The organism is Micromonospora chersina (assembly GCF_900091475.1).
In the GTDB taxonomy this organism is placed as follows: domain Bacteria; phylum Actinomycetota; class Actinomycetes; order Mycobacteriales; family Micromonosporaceae; genus Micromonospora; species Micromonospora chersina.
This window is the reverse complement of the sequence record NZ_FMIB01000002.1, coordinates 2780662-2798032: the sequence shown is the minus strand read 5'-3', so window position 1 is coordinate 2798032 and position 17371 is coordinate 2780662. Positions and strand designations below refer to the sequence as shown.

At 75.7% G+C, this 17371-nt stretch carries 17 protein-coding genes; 9 read left to right on the top strand and 8 right to left on the bottom strand.

Features of this window, described 5'->3' with window-relative positions:
- Positions 1 to 23 precede the first annotated feature (23 nt).
- The 4 genes from GA0070603_RS12675 (at position 24) to GA0070603_RS12660 (ending at position 6671) form a co-directional block, all read left to right on the top strand.
- Positions 24 to 1379 carry an aldehyde dehydrogenase family protein gene (locus tag GA0070603_RS12675; RefSeq protein ID WP_091312250.1) on the top strand — a complete coding sequence of 452 codons (1356 nt, stop codon included), beginning with the start codon at positions 24 to 26 and terminating at the stop codon, positions 1377 to 1379.
- Position 1380: 1 nt separating this feature from the next.
- A complete protein-coding gene (locus tag GA0070603_RS12670; RefSeq protein WP_091312246.1) occupies positions 1381 to 2148 on the top strand; it encodes a 3-oxoacyl-ACP reductase in 768 nt (255 codons plus the stop codon).
- The gene (locus GA0070603_RS12665) at positions 2145 to 2891 is read left to right on the top strand and encodes a gamma-glutamyl-gamma-aminobutyrate hydrolase family protein (protein ID WP_091312242.1); all 747 of its coding nucleotides are present in this window, start codon (positions 2145 to 2147) and stop codon (positions 2889 to 2891) included. Before GA0070603_RS12670 ends, GA0070603_RS12665 begins: the two co-directional genes overlap by 4 nt.
- Positions 2892 to 3014: 123 nt before the next feature.
- A complete protein-coding gene (locus GA0070603_RS12660) occupies positions 3015 to 6671 on the top strand; it encodes a SpoIIE family protein phosphatase (RefSeq protein ID WP_091321892.1) in 3657 nt (1218 codons plus the stop codon).
- Positions 6672 to 6693: 22 nt separating this feature from the next.
- Here GA0070603_RS12660 and GA0070603_RS12655 read toward each other — a convergent pair whose 3' ends face one another.
- Positions 6694 to 7008 (bottom strand): STAS domain-containing protein, encoded by a 315-nt coding sequence (locus tag GA0070603_RS12655; RefSeq protein ID WP_244282511.1) that lies wholly within the window; start codon positions 7006 to 7008, stop codon positions 6694 to 6696.
- 94 nt (positions 7009 to 7102) lie between these two features.
- On the opposite strand from GA0070603_RS12655, the gene map reads away from it, so the two are divergent.
- Positions 7103 to 7960, top strand: a complete 858-nt coding sequence (gene map, locus GA0070603_RS12650; RefSeq protein WP_091312236.1) for a type I methionyl aminopeptidase — start codon at positions 7103 to 7105, stop codon at positions 7958 to 7960.
- Positions 7957 to 8673 carry a VIT1/CCC1 transporter family protein gene (locus GA0070603_RS12645; RefSeq protein ID WP_091312233.1) on the top strand — a complete coding sequence of 239 codons (717 nt, stop codon included), beginning with the start codon at positions 7957 to 7959 and terminating at the stop codon, positions 8671 to 8673. Before map ends, GA0070603_RS12645 begins: the two co-directional genes overlap by 4 nt.
- A gap of 15 nt (positions 8674 to 8688) precedes the next feature.
- On the opposite strand, the gene GA0070603_RS12640 is transcribed toward GA0070603_RS12645, so the two are convergent.
- The 7 genes from GA0070603_RS12640 to GA0070603_RS12610 all read right to left on the bottom strand — a co-directional run bounded on the left by GA0070603_RS12640 (position 8689) and on the right by GA0070603_RS12610 (position 15045).
- Positions 8689 to 9426, bottom strand: coding sequence for a nucleotidyltransferase domain-containing protein (locus GA0070603_RS12640; protein ID WP_244282510.1), 738 nt, complete (start codon positions 9424 to 9426; stop codon positions 8689 to 8691).
- 109 nt (positions 9427 to 9535) lie between these two features.
- The gene (locus GA0070603_RS12635) at positions 9536 to 10015 is read right to left on the bottom strand and encodes a nitroreductase family deazaflavin-dependent oxidoreductase (protein ID WP_091312228.1); all 480 of its coding nucleotides are present in this window, start codon (positions 10013 to 10015) and stop codon (positions 9536 to 9538) included.
- Positions 10016 to 10082: 67 nt separating this feature from the next.
- Positions 10083 to 12770, bottom strand: a complete 2688-nt coding sequence (locus GA0070603_RS12630; RefSeq protein WP_091312226.1) for an FtsX-like permease family protein — start codon at positions 12768 to 12770, stop codon at positions 10083 to 10085.
- Complete coding sequence (locus GA0070603_RS12625) at positions 12767 to 13489, bottom strand: ABC transporter ATP-binding protein (protein ID WP_244282509.1); 723 nt, start codon at positions 13487 to 13489, stop codon at positions 12767 to 12769. Before GA0070603_RS12625 ends, GA0070603_RS12630 begins: the two co-directional genes overlap by 4 nt.
- A 17-nt stretch (positions 13490 to 13506) precedes the next feature.
- Complete coding sequence (locus GA0070603_RS12620; protein WP_091312219.1) at positions 13507 to 14088, bottom strand: PadR family transcriptional regulator; 582 nt, start codon at positions 14086 to 14088, stop codon at positions 13507 to 13509.
- A 70-nt stretch (positions 14089 to 14158) separates the two neighbouring features.
- Positions 14159 to 14599 carry a ferritin-like domain-containing protein gene (locus GA0070603_RS12615; protein ID WP_091312216.1) on the bottom strand — a complete coding sequence of 147 codons (441 nt, stop codon included), beginning with the start codon at positions 14597 to 14599 and terminating at the stop codon, positions 14159 to 14161.
- Entirely contained in the window at positions 14596 to 15045 is a 450-nt protein-coding gene (locus tag GA0070603_RS12610) for a hypothetical protein (protein ID WP_208863034.1), read from the bottom strand. The genes GA0070603_RS12615 and GA0070603_RS12610 overlap by 4 nt, the downstream gene beginning before the upstream one ends.
- Positions 15046 to 15311: 266 nt before the next feature.
- On the opposite strand from GA0070603_RS12610, the gene rimP reads away from it, so the two are divergent.
- From rimP to GA0070603_RS12595, 3 genes are read left to right on the top strand one after another with little or no spacing between them, the layout of a single operon-like run.
- Complete coding sequence (rimP, locus tag GA0070603_RS12605; RefSeq protein WP_091312213.1) at positions 15312 to 15968, top strand: ribosome maturation factor RimP; 657 nt, start codon at positions 15312 to 15314, stop codon at positions 15966 to 15968.
- On the top strand, positions 15965 to 17008 hold the full coding sequence (gene nusA / locus GA0070603_RS12600; RefSeq protein WP_091312210.1) for a transcription termination factor NusA: 1044 nt from the start codon (positions 15965 to 15967) through the stop codon (positions 17006 to 17008). The genes rimP and nusA overlap by 4 nt, the downstream gene beginning before the upstream one ends.
- A gap of 16 nt (positions 17009 to 17024) precedes the next feature.
- On the top strand, positions 17025 to 17360 hold the full coding sequence (locus GA0070603_RS12595) for a YlxR family protein (RefSeq protein ID WP_091312207.1): 336 nt from the start codon (positions 17025 to 17027) through the stop codon (positions 17358 to 17360).
- The last annotated feature ends 11 nt before the right edge of the window (positions 17361 to 17371 follow it).

The window sequence follows — 17371 nt, the reverse complement described above, 5'->3', positions numbered from 1 at the left end:
CGGCCAGGAGAAGGGTGGGGCGCGTGACCCAGGTGATCAACCCGGCGACCGGTGAGGCGCTGCGTGAGGTGCCGGCCACCTCGCTCGACGAGACCGACGCGGCCATCGGGCGGGCGGCGGCCGCCTTCGAGACGTGGCGAACGGTGGCGCCGGGGGACCGGGCGCGGTTGTTGCGGCGGTTCGCCGCCGTGGTCGACGCGCACCGGGAGGAGTTGGCGCTGCTGGAGGTGCGCAACGCCGGGCACACCATCGGCAACGCGCGCTGGGAGGCCGGCAACGTCCGGGACGTTCTCGACTACTACGCGGGCGCGCCGGAGCGGCTGACCGGACACCAGATCCCGGTGCCCGGGGGGCTCGACGTCACCTTCCACGAGCCGCTCGGCGTGGTCGGCGTGATCGTGCCGTGGAACTTCCCGATGCCCATCGCCGGCTGGGGCTTCGCCCCGGCGCTCGCCGCCGGCAACACGGTGGTGCTCAAGCCGGCCGAGCTGACCCCGCTGACCGCGCTGCGCCTCGCCGAGCTGGCTCTCGACGCCGGCCTGCCGGAGGGCGTGTTCACCGTGCTGCCGGGCCAGGGGAGCGTGGTGGGCGAGCGGTTCGTCACCCACCCGGCGGTCCGCAAGGTCTGCTTCACCGGCTCCACCGAGGTCGGCACCCGGATCATGGCCGGCTGCGCCGCCCAGGTGAAGCGGGTGACGCTGGAGCTGGGCGGCAAGTCCGCCAACCTGGTCTTCGCCGACGCCGACCTGGCGAAGGCGGCGGCCAGCGCGCCGGCCGCGGTCTTCGACAACGCCGGCCAGGACTGCTGCGCGCGCTCCCGGATCCTGGTCCAGCGATCGGCGTACGACCGCTTCCTGGAACTGCTCGAACCGGCCGTGCGGGCGTTCCGCGTCGAGGACCCGGCCGCCGAGACCGCCGAGATGGGCCCGCTGATCTCCGCCGGGCACCGGGACCGGGTCGCCGGGTACGTCGACGGGGCGAAGGTCGCCTTCACCGGCGCCCGCCCCGACGGCGCCGGTTTCTGGTACGCCCCGACCGTGCTGCTCGCCGACTCCCCGGCCGACCGGCACTGGCGGGAGGAGATCTTCGGCCCGGTGGTGTCGGTGCTCCCGTTCGACGACGAGGCGGATGCGATCCGCCTGGCCAACGACACCGAGTACGGCCTCTCCGGCTCGATCTGGACCCGGGACGTGGGCCGCGCCGTGCGGGTGGCCCGGGCGGTCGAGTCCGGCAACCTCAGCGTCAACTCGCACTCCTCGGTGCGCTACTGGACCCCGTTCGGCGGGATGAAGCGCTCCGGCCTCGGCCGGGAGCTGGGCCCGGACGCGCTGCACGCCTTCACCGACGTCAAGAACGTGTTCATCAGCACGGAGGAGTGAGATGCAGGGACGGCTTCAGGACCGGGTCGCGGTGGTGACCGGGGCGGGCAGCGGCATCGGCCTGGCCACCGTACGGCGGTTCGCCGCCGAGGGGGCCCGGGTGGTCTGCGTGGACATCGACGCCGAGGCGGGCAAGCGGGCCGCCGACGAGGTCGCCGGCGAGTTCGTGGCCGCCGACGTGGCCGACGAGGCGGCGGTGCGCGACCTCTTCGACGGGGTGGCCGCGCGGCACGGCCGGGTGGACGTGGCGTTCAACAACGCCGGCATCTCCCCGCCCGACGACGACTCGATCCTGGAGACCGGGCTGGACGCCTGGGAGCGGGTGCTGCGGGTCAACACCACGAGCGTCTACCTCTGCTGCAAGTACGCGATCCCACACATGCGGCGGCAGGGCAAGGGCTCGATCATCAACACGGCCTCGTTCGTGGCGCTCATGGGCGCGGCCACGTCGCAGATCGCGTACACGGCGAGCAAGGGCGGGGTGCTGGCGATGACCCGGGAGCTGGGCGTGCAGTTCGCCCGGGAGGGCATCCGGGTCAACGCGCTCTGCCCCGGCCCGGTCGCCACCCCGCTGCTGCTGGAGCTGTTCGCCAAGGACCCGGAGCGCGCCGCCCGCCGCCTCGTCCACGTGCCCATGGGCCGGTTCGGCAACCCCGAGGAGATCGCCGCCGCGGTGGCCTTCCTGGCCAGCGACGACGCCTCGTTCATGACCGCCGCGCAGTTCGTGGTGGACGGCGGGATCACCGGCGCGTACGTCACACCCCTATGAGCCGACGTCCCGTGATCGGCGTCACCGCGTACGTCGAGCCGGCCGCCTGGGCGGTGTGGCGGGACGTGCCGGCGGCGCTGGTGCCGCAGGCGTACGTCCGGGCGGTGACGGCGGCCGGCGGCCGGGCCGTGGTCCTGCCCCCGGACGACACCGACGCCGACGTGCTGCGGGTGCTCGACGGGCTGCTGCTGGCCGGCGGCGCCGACGTCGGCCCGGAGCGGTACGGCCGGCCGCCCGACCCGCGCACCGAGAGCCGCCCGGACCGGGACGCCGGGGAGCTGGCGCTGCTGACCGCCGCGCTCGCCGCCGACCTGCCGGTGCTCGGGGTGTGCCGGGGCATGCAGCTGCTCGCCGTGGCCTACGGCGGCTCGCTGCACCAGCACCTGCCGGACGTCGTCGGGCACGACCGCCACCGCCCGGCCCCCGGGGTGTACGGGTCGCATCCCGTCCGGTTCGCCGACGGCAGCCTGGCCGGGGCCGTGATGGCCGGGGTGGACGAGGTCAACTCGTACCACCATCAGGGGGTGGCCGACCCGGGCGGCCTGGCCGTGACCGGCTGGGCCGACGACGGGGTCGTGGAGGCCGTGGAGGATCCGGCGCGACGCTTCCTGCTCGGCGTGCAGTGGCACCCGGAGAACGACGCCCATCCGCGGCCGGTCGCCGCGCTGGTCCGCGCCGCGGCCGGCGCCGCACCGGCCCCGCCCCGCCCGACTCGCCCCCGGCCGCCGGTTGCGTCAGGATGAGGCGTAGGTAACCAGCGTCCGACCGGCGACATGCGTTACGTTGCTCCTCCGTCGGGGTAGTAGCCGGGGACGACCGGCGTGATCGCGCCGGTCGTCGTGGACATGGCCGAAGCGGGAGGCTGCATGGGCTCGGCCCAGGGGGGCGGGGACGTCGATCGTTCGTCCTCGGGGACCGGGGAGGCGAAACTCTCTCCACTGCTGACCGCGGCGTTCGCCGCCGGCGGCGAGATGGGCGAGCGGCTGCGCGGCTTCGACTGGTCCACCACCCCGCTCGGCGCCCCGCATCGCTGGCCCCCCTCGCTCAGCCACGCGGTCAGCACCATGCTCTCCTCGCGCGCCCAGATCGTGATGTTCTGGGGCCCGGACCACCTGGCCTTCTACAACGACGCCTACCGGCCCACCATCGGCGACAAGCACCCGGCGGTGCTCGGCCAGTCCGCCCGCCGGTACTGGGCCGAGACCTGGGACGTGCTCGGACCGCTGCTCGACGGGGTGCGCCGCACCGGCGTGCCCTACCGCGGCGAGAACCATCCCTTCGTGCTCGACCGGCACGGCTTCCTGGAGGACGTCTACTTCGACGTCTCGTACGACCCGATCCGGGACGCCGACGGCAGCGTGAGCGGCGTGTTCTGCTTCGTCAACGAGACCACCGGCCGGGTCGTCGGCGAGCGCCGGCTGCGCGCCCTGGCCGAGCTGGGCACCGAGCTGGCCGACGTGCGCAGCACCGTGGAGCTGGGCCGGGCCGTCGCCCAGGTGCTCGACGGGCACCGGGCCGACGTGCCGTTCAGCGCCGTCTGGCTGCACGACGAGGACGGGGTCCCGGCGCTGGCCGGCTGCGCCGGGGTGGACCCCGGAACGGTGGCCGGCGGACCCCCACGCCGCGGCGGGTCCCCGGAGAAGCCCCGCTGGGTCTCCACCGCCGACCTGCTCGGCGCGGTGCCGCCGGACGCCGCCGATCAGGCCCTGCTGCTGCCGCTCACGGCGACCAACGAGCTGGCCGGCGCGCTGCTGCTCGGAGTCGCCCGCCGGCTGCCCTTCACCGACGACTACCGGCACTTCGCCGACCTGGTCGCCGCCCAGGTCTCCCGGGCCGTCGGCAAGCAGCGGGCGTACGAGCAGGAGCGGGCCCGCGCCGCCGAGCTGGCCGCCCTGGACCGCGCCAAGACCAACTTCTTCGCCAACGTGAGCCACGAGTTCCGCACCCCGCTCACCCTGGTGCTCGGGCCGCTGGAGGACCTGCTCGCCGACCGCGACCTGCCCGACCCGTACCTCGACCGGCTGGCCATGATGCACCGCAACGCGCTGCGGCTGCTCCGGCTGGTCAACACCGTGCTCGACTTCTCCCGGCTGGAGTCCGGCCGGCTGGCCGCCCGCTACCAGCCCACCGATCTGGCCGACTACACCGCACGGCTGGCGAGCACCTTCCGCTCGGTCACCGAGCGGGCCGGGCTGCGCCTGGTGGTGGACTGCCCGCCGTTGCCCGCGCCGGTCTACGTCGACCGGGACATGTGGGAGAAGATCGTCCTCAACCTGGTGTCGAACGCGGTGAAGTTCACCTTCGAGGGCGAGATCCGGGTCCGGGTCCGCGCCCGTGACGGCGTCGCCGTGCTGGAGGTGGCCGACACCGGCGTCGGCATCGCGCCGGCGGAGCTGCCGCAGGTGTTCGAGCGCTTCCACCGGGTGCCCGGCGCCCGCTCCCGCACCCACGAGGGCACCGGCATCGGCCTCGCCCTGGTCCGCGAACTGGTCGAGATGCACGGCGGCACGGTCGAGGCGCACAGCGCCGTCGACCGGGGGAGCGCCTTCACGGTGCGGCTGCCGTTCGGGTACGCGCACCTGCCCGCCGACCGGGTGGCCGCCCTCGCCCCGGTGCCGCTGAGCGAGCCCGAGCAGGCCCGGCTCTACGTCGCGGAGACGACGCTCTGGACCGACGAGGTGGCGCGGCCGGGTGGGCTGCCGGAGCCGGTCGGCGTGCCGGGTGGGGCGGGCCGGGTCCTGGTCGCCGACGACAACGCCGACCTGCGGGAGCACGTGAGCCGGCTGCTCTCCCCGTCGTACGAGGTGGTCACGGTGCCGGACGGCGTGGAGGCGCTGCGGCTGGCCGTCGACTCCCCGTTCGACCTGGTGCTGTCCGACGTGATGATGCCCCGGCTGGACGGCTTCGGGCTGGTCACCGCGCTGCGCGCCAACCCGGTGACCCGGGGGGTGCCGATCGTGCTGCTCTCCGCCCGGGCCGGCGCCGCCGAGGAGGTCGCCGGGCTCGCGGTCGGTGCGGACGACTACCTCATCAAGCCGTTCTCCAGCCAGGAGCTGATCGCGCGGGTCCGGGCCAACGTCGAGCTGGGCCAGCTTCGCGGCCAGATCGTCCGCCGGCTGCGGGCGCTCGCCGACGCCGCCGTGGCGATCAACACCGCCCGGTCGACCGCCGAGGTGGTGCGGGTCGCCGCGCGGCACGCGCTCAGCCTGGCCGAGGCCGCCCGGGTGGTGGTCACGGCCACCGGCGCCCGCTACGAGGCGGACGGCGGCGGGGACGTCTCCGCCGAGCCGTCCGTGGTGCTGCCGCTGGTCGGCACCACCGGCGAGCAGCTCGGTGAGCTGCGCGTCTGGCGCCGGGAGGACGGCGGCGCCGAGCAGGCGGCGCTCACCGAGCTGGCCCGGCTGATCGGCGTGCGGCTGGAGAACGCGCAGCTCTACGAGGCCGAGCACCGGATCGCCACCACCCTCCAGCACAGCCTGCTGCCGCGGACCCTGCCGCAGCTCCCCGGCGCCGTGGTGGCCAGCCGCTACCTGCCGGGCAGCGCCGACGTCGAGGTCGGCGGCGACTGGTACGACGTGATCGGCACCGCCGACGACGAGCTGGTGCTGGTGATCGGTGACGTGGTCGGCAAGGGGGTGCGGGCCGCCGCCGCGATGGGCCAGCTCCGCAACGCCCTGCGGGCGTACGTGCTGGAGGGCTACGACCCGGGCGAGGCGCTGACCCGGCTCAACCGGCTGGTCGGCTCCACCGAGGGCGGCTCGTTCGCCACCGTGGTCTGCCTCCGGTTCTCCCCGCGCACCGGCCGGCTCCGGTACGCCAGCGCGGGCCACCCCTCACCATTGCTGATCCGGGACGGAGACGCGGTGTTCCTGCACGACCGGGCGCTCGGGCCGCCGGTCGGGGCGATCCCCGGCACGTCGTACCGGACCGTCGAGGGTGAGCTGGCCCCCGGCGGCCGGCTGCTGCTCTACACCGACGGGTTGATCGAGGACCGGCAGGCCGGTATCGACGCCGGGCTCGGCGAGCTCCGGGCGGACGCGGCGACCCCGGGCGAGCACGTGGCCGATCTGGTCGACGCGGTGGTCGAGCGGGTCGCCGGGCGCACCCGGCACGACGACGTGGCGGTGCTGGCGCTGGAGGCGACCGAGCTGAACCGCTTCGCGCTGCGGCTGCCGGCCGACCCGACGCGGCTCAGCGTGCTGCGCAAGCGGCTGGAGGACTTCCTGGTCGCTCACCACGTCGGTGAGACCGATCTGTTCGACCTCACGGTGGCCATCTCCGAGGCTGCCGCCAACGCCATCGAGCACCCGGTCGCCCCGGCCGAGCCGACGATCGGCGTCGAGGTCACCATCGAGGACCGGACGGTCACCGCCACGATCCGCGACAGCGGCCGGTGGCGGGAGTCCAGCGGGTCGAGCTTCCGGGGTCGCGGCCTGGCGCTGATCCAGGCGCTCGGCGAGATGAGCGTGACCCGCACGGAGAACGGCACCGAGCTGGTCCTGCGCCGCCGGCTGGCGGACTGAGGCCGCGGCGGGCGGCGGGCTCTCAGGCCGGCGCCAGCCAGTCCTGCTCGCCCAGGCCGGAGATCTCCAGCACCCGGCGGACCTGCCGGGACGGCAGCACGGTGAGCGTGCCGGGGAACTGCTGGGCCAGCCGGACCAGCGCATGGATCGCGGCCGAGTCGAAGAAGGTCACCGACCGAAGGTCGAGCGTGACGTGCCGGGCGGACTCCCCGAGGACGGTCCGGTACATGGTGTCGGCGGTCGCCATGTCGACCTCGCCGGCCACGCGGACGCGCAGTTGATCACCGTCGAGCTCCGCGGTCGCGGAGAAGACGGGCGGTGCGCCCCCTTGATCCACGGAGCAACAATGGCACAGCGCTTGCGGCGCGGCAACAACCTGGGCGAGCGGGCCGTGGCGGGGGTCACCGGGGGCCCGGCGATAGGCTGTCGTCATGACCGTCCGTGCGCCGCTGACCCCAGGCACGCTCTCCCCGTGGCGAGCGGTCCCCGCCCACATCCCGCGTCCCGAGTACGTGGGCAAGAAGCGGCCGCAGGAGTGGCGCGGGTCGCACGTGCAGACGCCGGAGACCATCGAGAAGATGCGGATCGCCGGCCGGCTCGCCGCCCAGGCCACCCAGCTCGCCGGGGAGCACTGCAAGCCGGGGGTGACCACCGACGAGATCGACAAGGTGGTCCACGAGTTCCTCTGCGACCACGGCGCGTACCCCTCGACGCTGGGCTACAAGGGCTTCCCGAAGTCCTGCTGCACCAGCCTCAACGAGGTCATCTGCCACGGCATCCCGGACTCCACGGTGCTCCAGGACGGCGACATCATCAACGTCGACGTCACCGCGTACATCGGCGGGGTGCACGGCGACACCGACGCCACCTTCTGCGTGGGCGAGGTGAGCGAGGAGGCACGCCTGCTCGTCGAGCGGACCCACCAGGCCATGATGCGGGGGATCAAGGCGGTCGCCCCGGGCCGGCAGATCAACGTCATCGGCCGGGTCATCGAGTCGTACGCCAAGCGGTTCGGCTACGGCGTGGTCCGCGACTTCACCGGCCACGGCATCGGCGAGTCCTTCCACAGCGGCCTCTACGTGCCGCACTACGACAGCCCGCGCCCCACCGACGTGATGGAGCCCGGCATGACCTTCACCATCGAGCCGATGATCACCCTCGGCACGCACCAGTACGACATGTGGGACGACGGCTGGACCGTGGTCACCAAGGACCGCCGGTGGACGGCGCAGTTCGAGCACACCATCGTCGTGACCGACGACGGCTACGAGATCCTGACCCTGCCGTGACCGACACCCCGGCGGCGCTGCGCGAGGCGCACCACGCGGACGTGTCCGGCGGCTGGCTCCGGCCGGCGGTGTTCGGGGCGATGGACGGGCTGGTCACCAACATCGCGCTGATCGCCGGCGTCGGCGGCGGCGGGGTCTCCCCGCGCAGCGTCGTCCTGACCGGCGCGGCCGGCCTGGTGGCCGGCGCCATCTCGATGGGGCTGGGCGAGTACACGAGCGTCCGCTCGGCCAACGAGCAGGTGGCCGCCGAGGTGGCCAAGGAGCGGCGCGAGCTGGAACGGCACCCGGAGGCGGAGGCCCGCGAGCTGGCCGACGCGTGGGTGGCCCGGGGGTTGCCCCGGGACCTGGCCACGCAGGTCGCCGAGGCGGTCCGGCGCAACCCGGAGGAGGCGCTGCGGGTGCACGTCCGGGAGGAGTTGGGCGTCGACCCCGACGAGCAGCCCAGCCCGTGGGCGGCGGCGGTCTCCTCGTTCCTCTGCTTCTCGGTCGGCGCGCTGGTGCCGCTGATCACCTACCTGCTCGGCTTCACGAGCCTGGCGCTGGCGCTCGGCGTCGGCGGGGTGGGGCTCTTCGTGGCCGGCGCCATCGTGGCCCGGTTCACCAACCGCCCCTGGTGGGCCGGCGGGCTGCGGCAGTTGCTGCTCGGCGCCCTCGCGGCCGGCGCCACCTATCTGGTGGGCGCGCTGATCGGCATCCAGGGCGGGATCGGCTGACAGGCCCCGCGGGCGTCAGCCGCCGAGCAGGTCGTCCACGGTGCCGTCGACCGGGCGGCCCCGCGCGGTCAGCTCCTCGGCCTGGCGGGCCAGCACCGTGCCCACCTCGGTCATGTCCGCCCCGGCCAGGCCGGTGCGCCGCACCGCGTCACCCGGGTCCCGGAAGTAGGTGCGGCTGAGCAGCCCCTGCACGGTGGCCGCGGCCAGCCGGGCCTCGCCGAGCATGAGCAGCGCCTGGTCGGTCTCGTACCACTCGGCCAGCCGCAGCGCCCGGGCGTGGGCCGCGCTGCCCCGGTACCACGCCTGCCGGGCCGCGTCGGTGAACTCGGCGGGCCGGGCCCGGGCCAGCCGGGCCAGGTGCTCGTCGCGGAGGGTCCGCAGCCAGCCCGTCGGGTCGTGCAGGGCGCGGGTGGTGACGTACCGGTCGGCGGTGAGCGGCCAGAGCGCGGTGATCGCCGTGGCCTGCCGCAGGTAGTCGTCGGCGCCGGCCACGGTGAGGTCGACAAGCACCCCGTCCACCCGGCGGGTGGCCGGGGACGGCCCGCCGCCCGGCCGGTAGGTGACCACGAGCAGCCCCACCTCGCCGTTGCCGCCCCCGTCGTCGTCGCCGTGCGCGAGCGGGCCGTGCACCGCGACCGCGAGGACGTCCGCGGGGAACCGGCGCAACGCCGCGTCGCTCACCCGCTCGGCGACCCGCCACCGGGGATCGTCCAGGTGCCGGTCGGTGTCCAGCCCGGCGCCGCTGGCGTCCACGGTCCACCTCCGTTCCGCGCGCGGCCCGCCCGGCGGCGACCCGGCGCGCGTCGACCGACCACCACCCTAGCCAGCCGGACCGGCACCGCCGGCTCGCCGCGCCCGGGCGTCAGGCGGCCGGCTCGCCCACCGGGACCAGCCGGAACACCCGGATCTCCCGGCCGCCGGCCCGTTCCACGTACGTGCGGTAGGCCGGCCACTCGGCGACCAGCCGGGTGAACAGCCGCTCCCGCTCCTCACCGCTGATCGGCTCGGCGCGCACCGGGACCCGGTGCCCCTTGACGTCGACCTCGGCGGCCGGCTGGGCCAGCAGGTTCAGGGACCAGGCGGGCTGGTGCTGCTGCCCCCAGTTCGAGCCGATCACCACGTACGCGTCGCCGTCCGGCACGTAGAGCAGGGGATTGCTGCGCGGCTTGCCGGAGCGGCGGCCGGTGGTGGTGAGCACCAGCGAGGGCACCAGCCCGAAGGCGACCACGCGTCCCTTCGTCAGCCGGCCGACCAGCCGGTCGGCGGGGACGAGCAGGCGCATGGTGGCGGCGAACCACTTCTGGTGACCGAGACGGCGGGTGAGGGACTGCACGGCGGACACCCGCCCAGTGTGCCGGCCGCGCCCCGCCCGCGACACCCCCCGACCGGTCGGAGCGGATCGAGGGTCGTCAGTCCAGCCGGCGCTCCACCGGCAGCCGGGACCGGGTGAGCAGGGCCGCCCCGACCATGGCCACCACCGGCACGACCACGAGCACGGTCAGCGTCGACCCGGGCACCACCAGCGGGTACGGCGGCTCCACCGGCCAGGACTGCGCGTACCGCCGGTTGAGCGAGACCAGGATGATGGCCGCCGAGCCGAGGCCGGCCAGGATGCCGAGCACCGAGCCGAGCCCCGCGATCACCCCGGCCTGGCAGAGCGACAGCACCCGGCGTACCCGGGGATCGGCGCCGACCGCGGCGAGGGTGGACAGGTCCCGGCGGCCCTCGGCGGCGGCGAGGCCGGTCGCCACCGCGGCCGCGCCGAGGGTGATCACGCCGGCCGCGCCGGCCAGCAGGAGCAGCAGCGGGCGCTGGTCGGACGGCGGCCCGGCCGCCGACACCTGGACGGCCAGCGGGGCGACACCGCTCAGCTCGGCGGCCAGCCGGTCCCGCTGGCGGTCGGTGGGCGGGTTGGCGGTGTCGACCAGGTAGCCCAGCGGCGCGGCGGCCAGGCCGAGAGTGGCCGCCGCCGCGGGGGAGAGGACCAGCCGGTCCACCGGGAGGCCGCCGCGCAGCACGTACCCGGGCAAGGTGCCGTCGGCCGTCGGGGCGGTCGTTCCGTGGCTGACCTCCACGCGGACCCGGCCGTCCACCAACTGCCGGGGGTCGGTGACCACCACCCCGCCCGCCTGGAGGGTCCGGCGGGCCGCGGCCACCTCCCCGGCCGGGGCGCCGGTCAGCGTGGGCAGCCCCGTCCCGTCGTCCACGAGCGCCGGCAGGTAGAGGTCGCTCGGCTCGCGGAACGGCCGCACGCAGCGCGGGTCCTTCCGCGCCGCCGCGTGCCCCGGGTCGACCGGGTCGTAGGGGCAGCGCTGCTCGGGCGGGCGCACCGCGGTGGCGACGCAGTAGTCCTCGGGGGTCGCCGGCCGGGCGCACTCCGCGGCCGCGACCGGCACCACCGTGGCGCCCGGCAGGACCGCCCGGACCCGCTCCGCCACCTCGTCCGCGGTGGGCAGCGTGCCGGTGGTCCGCCCGTCGGTGCGCTGGAGCAGCACGTGGCCCGGGGGCAGACCGGGCTGCCAGGCCGCCCGTTGCCGGGCGTCGTCGCTGGCCACGTAGACGCCCAGGGCCACACTGCCGGCCACCGCCGCCATCACGGCGGAGATGGCGGGCGCGGCCGACGAGCGGTTGCGGCTGGCGTCGCGCAGCGCCAGCCGGGGCGCCAGCGGCAGCAGCCGCCCGGCCCGGGCCAGGACGCCGATCAGCGTCGGGGTGCAGAAGACCAGGCCCAGCTCGCCCAGCACCACCCCGGCCAGGACGCCGGTCGGGGCCGTCCGGGTGGCGCCGAACGCGGCCACGGCCGCGCCGGCCACCGTGAGCAGCGCCCCGAGCACCAGCCAGCGGCGACGTGGCCGGGGCGGCTCGCGCCGGCCGGCCAGCCCGGCGACCACGTCCTGCCGGGCCGCCGCCCACGCCGGGGCGAGCGCGGCCAGCACCCCGGCCAGCACCGCCACCACGGCGATCGCCGCCAGCGCCGCCGGGAAGACCCGGTACGCGCCGAAGCGCTGCTGGAGCAGGAACTGCTCGACCAGCGGGCGCCCCGCGAGCGCGGCACCGGTGCCCAGCAGCAGGCCGACCACCGCCCCGCCCGCGCCGAGCACCACCCCGTCGGCGAGCACGATCCGGCGCAGGTGCGTGGCGTCCCCGCCGGCCACCGCGACGAGGGCGAGGTCGCGCCGCCGGCGGCGTACGCCGACCGCGAAGGCCGGGCCGACCAGCAGCACCACCTCCAGCAGGCCGAGCCCGCCGACCAGCACGACGTTGCCGGTCTCCTCGGCGTCGGGCAGGTCCGGGCCGGCGCCGATCTCCTCCCGGCCGGGCAGCGGCTTCCGGGCGGCCACCAGGACGCCCCGGGCGTTCAGCCGGTCGACAAGCGCCCCGTCCAGCGGCCCGGGCAGGTCCACCAGCCAGCTCTCGTCCCCCGGGCCGAGCGGCCCGGGCGGCAGCTCCGGCCGGAGCGCCACCACCTCGCCGAGGTTGTCCGGGAACTCCACCACCCCGACCACCCGGTAGGTCGAGCCCTCGACCGTCCGCACCGGCGCGCCGAGCCGGACGCCGAGCCGGCGCAGCGCGGCCCGGCTGACCGCGATCTCGTCGGGGCGGGTCGGCCGCCGGCCCTCGCGCAGGGTGGCCAGCGGCCGGCTGATCGGGTCGGTCAGGTCGACGGAGCGGGCGTCGAACGCGACGCTCTTCGCGTTGATCCGCACCTCGAACGGAACCCACCGGCGCAGCCGGGTGAGCCGGGTGCCGGCGGGCAGCAGCGCCCGCAGTTCGTCGGTCGTCGCCGGGCGGGTCCGGGACACCGGATCGCCCTGGACCGGCCAGGAGCCCTCGCCCCAGGCGTCCTGGACGATCGGGCTGAGGTCACCCCAGCGCAGCTCCGCGTCGGCGTCGCCCAGCCGCCGGTCCACCTGCTCCGCCCGGGTCAGCTCGGCCATGTCGTAGCTCGCCGCGGCGAAGCTCAACCCGAGCACCGGCAGGGCGATCATCGCCAGCACCAGCGCCGTACGCCGGCGGGCCCGGCGGGCCTCCCGCCGCGCGATCCGCAGCGCGGCCCGCCACGACCCGAGCGTGGCGGCGAGCCGGCCCCGGTTCACCGACCGCTACCGCTGAGCAGGTGCTCGACGCCGACCAGCGGCGCGGTCGAGTCGACAAGCACCCCGTCACGCAGGAAGACCACCCGGTCGGCCCAGCCGGCGTGCCGCGCCTCGTGGGTGACCAGCACCCCGGCCGCCCCGGCGTCGACCCGGCGGCGCAGCAGGTGCAGCACCGCCTCGCCGGCCTGCGAGTCGAGTGCGCCGGTGGGCTCGTCGGCGAGGACCAGGCGGCGCTCGCCGACCAGGGCGCGGGCGATCGCCACCCGCTGCTGCTGGCCGCCGGACATCTGGTCGGGGAACCGGTCCGCCAACCCGGCCACGTCCACCTCGGCGAGCGCGGCCAGGGCGAGCCGGCGGGCCGCCCGGACACCGGCGCCGTCCAGTTCGAGGGGGAGCGCCACGTTCTCCACGGCGGTGAGGCTGCCGAGCAGGTTCAGGTCCTGGAAGACGTACCCGATCCGGCGGCGGCGCAGCCGGGCCAGGTCGCGGGCGGGCAGGCCGCCGAGGGCCTCGCCCTCGACCAGCACCTCGCCGCCGGTCGGCCGGTCCAGCCCGCCGGCCAGGGCGAGCAGGGTGGACTTGCCCGAGCCGGAGGGGCCCATGACCGCCACCAGTTCGCCGGCGGCCACGGTGAGGCTCACCCCGCGCAGCGCGTGCACGGCGGCCTCGCCGGCACCGTGGGTCCGGTGCACCGCCCGCAGTTCCAGCACCCCGTTCACGGGTCGACCTCCCGCGGTCACCGCCGGGCCTCCTCGTCGGCCCGGTCCACCGCCTCCGGCTGGGTGGCCGGCCGGCTCGGCGCCGGGCGGTGGCGGACCAGGCTGGTCTCGCAGTGGTCGAGCCAGCGGACCTCGGCCTCGGCCTGGAAGATCATCGCGTCCAGCACCAGGCGCCAGGGCAGGTCCTCCGGCTTGTCACTGGCGAACTTCAACCGGGTGAACTCCTGGAGGGCCCGCATGGTGGCGCTGCGCTGGGTCTGCACGACCGCGCGGACGTCCACGCCGGGGGTGGTGAGGGCCAGGGCCAACTTGATCGACAGCTCGTCGCGGGGCCGGTCGGCCCGGCTGATCGGGGTGGCGAACCACAGCGCCAGGTCCGCCCGCCCGGCGTCGGTGATCTCGTACGGCCGCTGCCCGGCCTCGCTCTCCGGCAGCGAGCGGACCAGGCCGTCGCGCTCCAGCCGGGCCAGCGTGGTGTACACCTGCCCGATGTTCAGCGGCCAGGTCGACCCGGTCGACTCCTCGAACGCCGAGCGGAGCTGGTAGCCGTACATCTGGCCGCGCTCGAGCAGGGCGAGCAGGCCGTGGCGGATGGACATGGCGTGGAGTATGCATACCTGGTATGCGGTCCGCAACCGCAGGGCTCCGGCGGGTGACCAGGGCCTGCGCTCAGGCCTGGCGGCCGGGGAACGGGACGGTGACCGGTGTCACCCCGGCGGTGCGCCGCCAGCGGGTGGCCCGCAGCGCGCAGTCGGTGAGCGCCGCGAGGGCCTTGTTCCGGTCCGCCCCGGTGGTGTGCGGCAGCGCCGCCCGCCAGTGGCCGGCGGTCCGCTCCTCGATCTCCACGGCCAGCTTGAGCGCGCTCGCCCGGTCGGTGACCGGGTAGGGCAGCGCGTAGCCGGCCCGGTCGGCGGGGACCTGACCGCCACCGGAGCTGAGCTGGAGGATGAGGGCGTCCCGGCGGGACCGGTGCGCCGCCTCGGCGGCGCGGGCGGCGGAGCGGGCCGCCTCGGTCAGGTGCACGCCGATCACCCCGTACGCCCAGATCGCCGCGTACTCGGCGGCGAGCGCGTCGCCGAGGGCCTGGGCCGGGCCGCTGGTCGGGCTCACTTCAACGCCTCCACGTGGGTCGCCCGGGCGGCCGCGATCGAGCCGAGCAGCGCGGCCCGCTCGGCGGGCGCCGCCGCACACGCCTTCGCGGCGTTGTCCCGCCCCTCCTGCTCGGCCTGCCGCAGTTCGGCGCGGACCGTGTCCGGGTCGGCGGGGGCCGCCGACGGCGCAACGGCGGGGCTGCCGGACGGGGCCGGCCGCCCGATCGCCTTGCGCAGCTCCTCGGCGTGCGCCCGGTGCGCGTCGGCGATCGCGGTGAGCCGCTCGGCCAGCGCCGGGACCGCGGTGGCGGCGGCCCGGTGGCGGGCCTCCAGCGCGGTGGCCTCGGCCGCGAGCGGCTCCAGCGGATCCGGGGTCCGGGACTCGTCGTCGCGGTCGAAAAGATCACAGCCGGTCAGCGGCGCGGCCGCGCCGCCGAGCGCCAGCAGCGCCCCGGCGCGCAGCAGCATCCGCCGGGAATGTCCCGGTGCGCCCTGGTCCGTCGTTGTTCTGCCCGTCGCCACCGGACAAGTCAACACCATCTCCGGCGCGCTGTGGGCCAGTGGCGTCGGTGCGCCGCCCGGGCCGCCGCCCGGCCCGCGCGTTACGCTCTGCGCAGCCACCGGGGCGCGGACGCCCCGGTGGCGTGCCGGCATGGCGGGCCGACCGGCCCGCCCGGGCAGTGAGACGACCGGGCCCCCGGGTCCGTGGCAACAGCAGAGAGGTGCGCCGAATGACGCAGCGTGGCCGTGCCACCCGGCCGACGGGGCCCTCCGGGCGCCCCCGCCGGTCCGACGGCCCCCGTGGCGCGGACCGGGGCGGCGCACCCCGCGGCGACCTGAACGCCCGCAGGGCGCGGCTGCGCGAGGTGATCGAGCCGGTGGTCACCGCCGCCGGCTACGACCTGGAGGACCTGTCCGTGTCCCGCGCCGGGCGCCGGCACGTGGTCCGGGTGATCGTGGACGCCGACGGCGGGATCAACCTCGACGCCGTCGCGGACGTCTCCCGGGCGGTCTCGGCGGCGCTGGACGCCGCCGAGGAGGCCGGCGGCGACATCGTGGCCGGCGAGTACCAGTTGGAGGTCAGCTCGCCCGGCGTGGACCGCCCGCTCACCCTGCCGCGCCACTGGCGGCGCAACGCCGGCCGGCTGGTCAAGGTGACCGTCCGCGGCCCCGAGGGGGACCGGCAGGTCACCGGGCGGATCGCCGCCGCCGACGACGAGCGCGTGGCGCTGGAGACCGACGCCGGTCGCGCCGAGCACCCGTACGCCGAGCTGGGGCCCGGCCGGGTCCAGGTGGAGTTCCACCGCCTGGACGAGGTGTCCGACGAGGACTTCGGTGACGACACCGACATCGACGACGACGAAGATCTGGAGGACGAGGAGAGGTGAACATCGACCTCGCGGCGCTGCGCGCCCTGGAGCGCGAGCGGGAGATCCCGTTCGACACGATCCTCGCGGCGATCGAGACCGCGCTGCTGACCGCCTACCGGCACACCGACGGCGCCGAGCCGCACGCCCGGGTGGAGATCGACCGCAAGACCGGTGCCGCCTCGGTGTACGCCCAGGAGGTGGACGCCGACGGCAGTGTGGTCCGGGAGTGGGACGACACCCCGCACGACTTCGGCCGGATCGCCGCCATGACCGCCAAGCAGGTGATCCTCCAGCGGCTGCGGGAGGCCACCGACGAGGTGCACTTCGGCGAGTACGTCGGCCGCGACGGCGACCTGGTCACCGGCGTGGTGCAGGCGCACGAGGCGCGGGCCGAGAAGGGCATCGTCAGCGTCGACCTGGGCAAGCTGGAGGGCGTCCTGCCCCAGTCCGAGCAGGTCCCCGGCGAGCGGTACGCGCACGGCGAGCGGATCCGCTGCGTCGTGGTGCACGTGGCCAAGGGAATGCGCGGTCCGCAGATCACGTTGTCCCGGTCGCACCCCGCGCTGGTGAAGAAGCTCTTCGCCCTGGAGGTCCCCGAGATCGCCGACGGCACCGTGGAGATCGGCGCCATCGCGCGTGAGGCAGGTCACCGCACGAAGATCGCGGTGCGCTCGACCGCCCCCGGGGTCAACGCCAAGGGCGCCTGCATCGGCCCGATGGGCCAGCGGGTCCGCGCCGTGATGAGCGAGCTCCACGGCGAGAAGATCGACATCATCGACTGGTCGGACGACCCGGCCACCTTCGTCGGCAACGCGCTCTCGCCGGCCAAGGCGCTCCGGGTGGAGGTCGTCGACCTGGCCAGCCGGACCGCCCGGGTGACCGTCCCGGACTTCCAGCTCTCGCTGGCCATCGGACGGGAAGGGCAGAATGCCCGGCTCGCGGCCCGCTTGACCGGTTGGCGGATCGACATCCGGTCCGACGCCGAGCAGAGCGGGGCGCCCGGCCGGGGCGGAGCTGATCACGTTCCCGAGGCGGGCGGCGCGATCTCGAGCAGCTAGGGGTAGACTTCCTCCAGTGGCACGACGCGCGCTGCCGGAGCGCACCTGTGTGGGCTGCCGGAAGCGAGCGCCGGCCAGCGAGTTGCTGCGGATGGTCGCGGTCGGGGACGAGGCTGGTCATTACAGCCTCCGGCCTGATCCGGCTCGCAGACTGCCGGGTCGGGGAGCGAACATGCACCCGGATCCGGCCTGCTTCGCGCAGGCGGTGCGGCGCCGCGCCTTCGGGCGGGCACTGCGCATCACCGGGGTCCTCGACCACGGTCCGCTCGCGGAGCACGTTGACGCGCAAACCCCGACGACCGGTCAACCCGACCGGCCGAGGGTCGCTAGCAAGGTAGGACGACCGACATGAGCACACGATGA

What these genes read in the sequence shown, in the direction of transcription:
- GA0070603_RS12670 (WP_091312246.1), top strand. Translation starts at nt 1,381, where the DNA reads ATGCAGGGACGGCTTCAGGACCGGGTCGCGGTGGTGACCGGGGCGGGC.
- GA0070603_RS12665 (WP_091312242.1), top strand. Translation starts at nt 2,145, where the DNA reads ATGAGCCGACGTCCCGTGATCGGCGTCACCGCGTACGTCGAGCCGGCC.
- GA0070603_RS12660 (WP_091321892.1), top strand. Translation starts at nt 3,015, where the DNA reads ATGGGCTCGGCCCAGGGGGGCGGGGACGTCGATCGTTCGTCCTCGGGG.
- map (WP_091312236.1), top strand. Translation starts at nt 7,103, where the DNA reads ATGACCGTCCGTGCGCCGCTGACCCCAGGCACGCTCTCCCCGTGGCGA.
- GA0070603_RS12620 (WP_091312219.1), bottom strand. Translation starts at nt 14,088, where the DNA reads ATGTCCATCCGCCACGGCCTGCTCGCCCTGCTCGAGCGCGGCCAGATG.
- rimP (WP_091312213.1), top strand. Translation starts at nt 15,312, where the DNA reads ATGACGCAGCGTGGCCGTGCCACCCGGCCGACGGGGCCCTCCGGGCGC.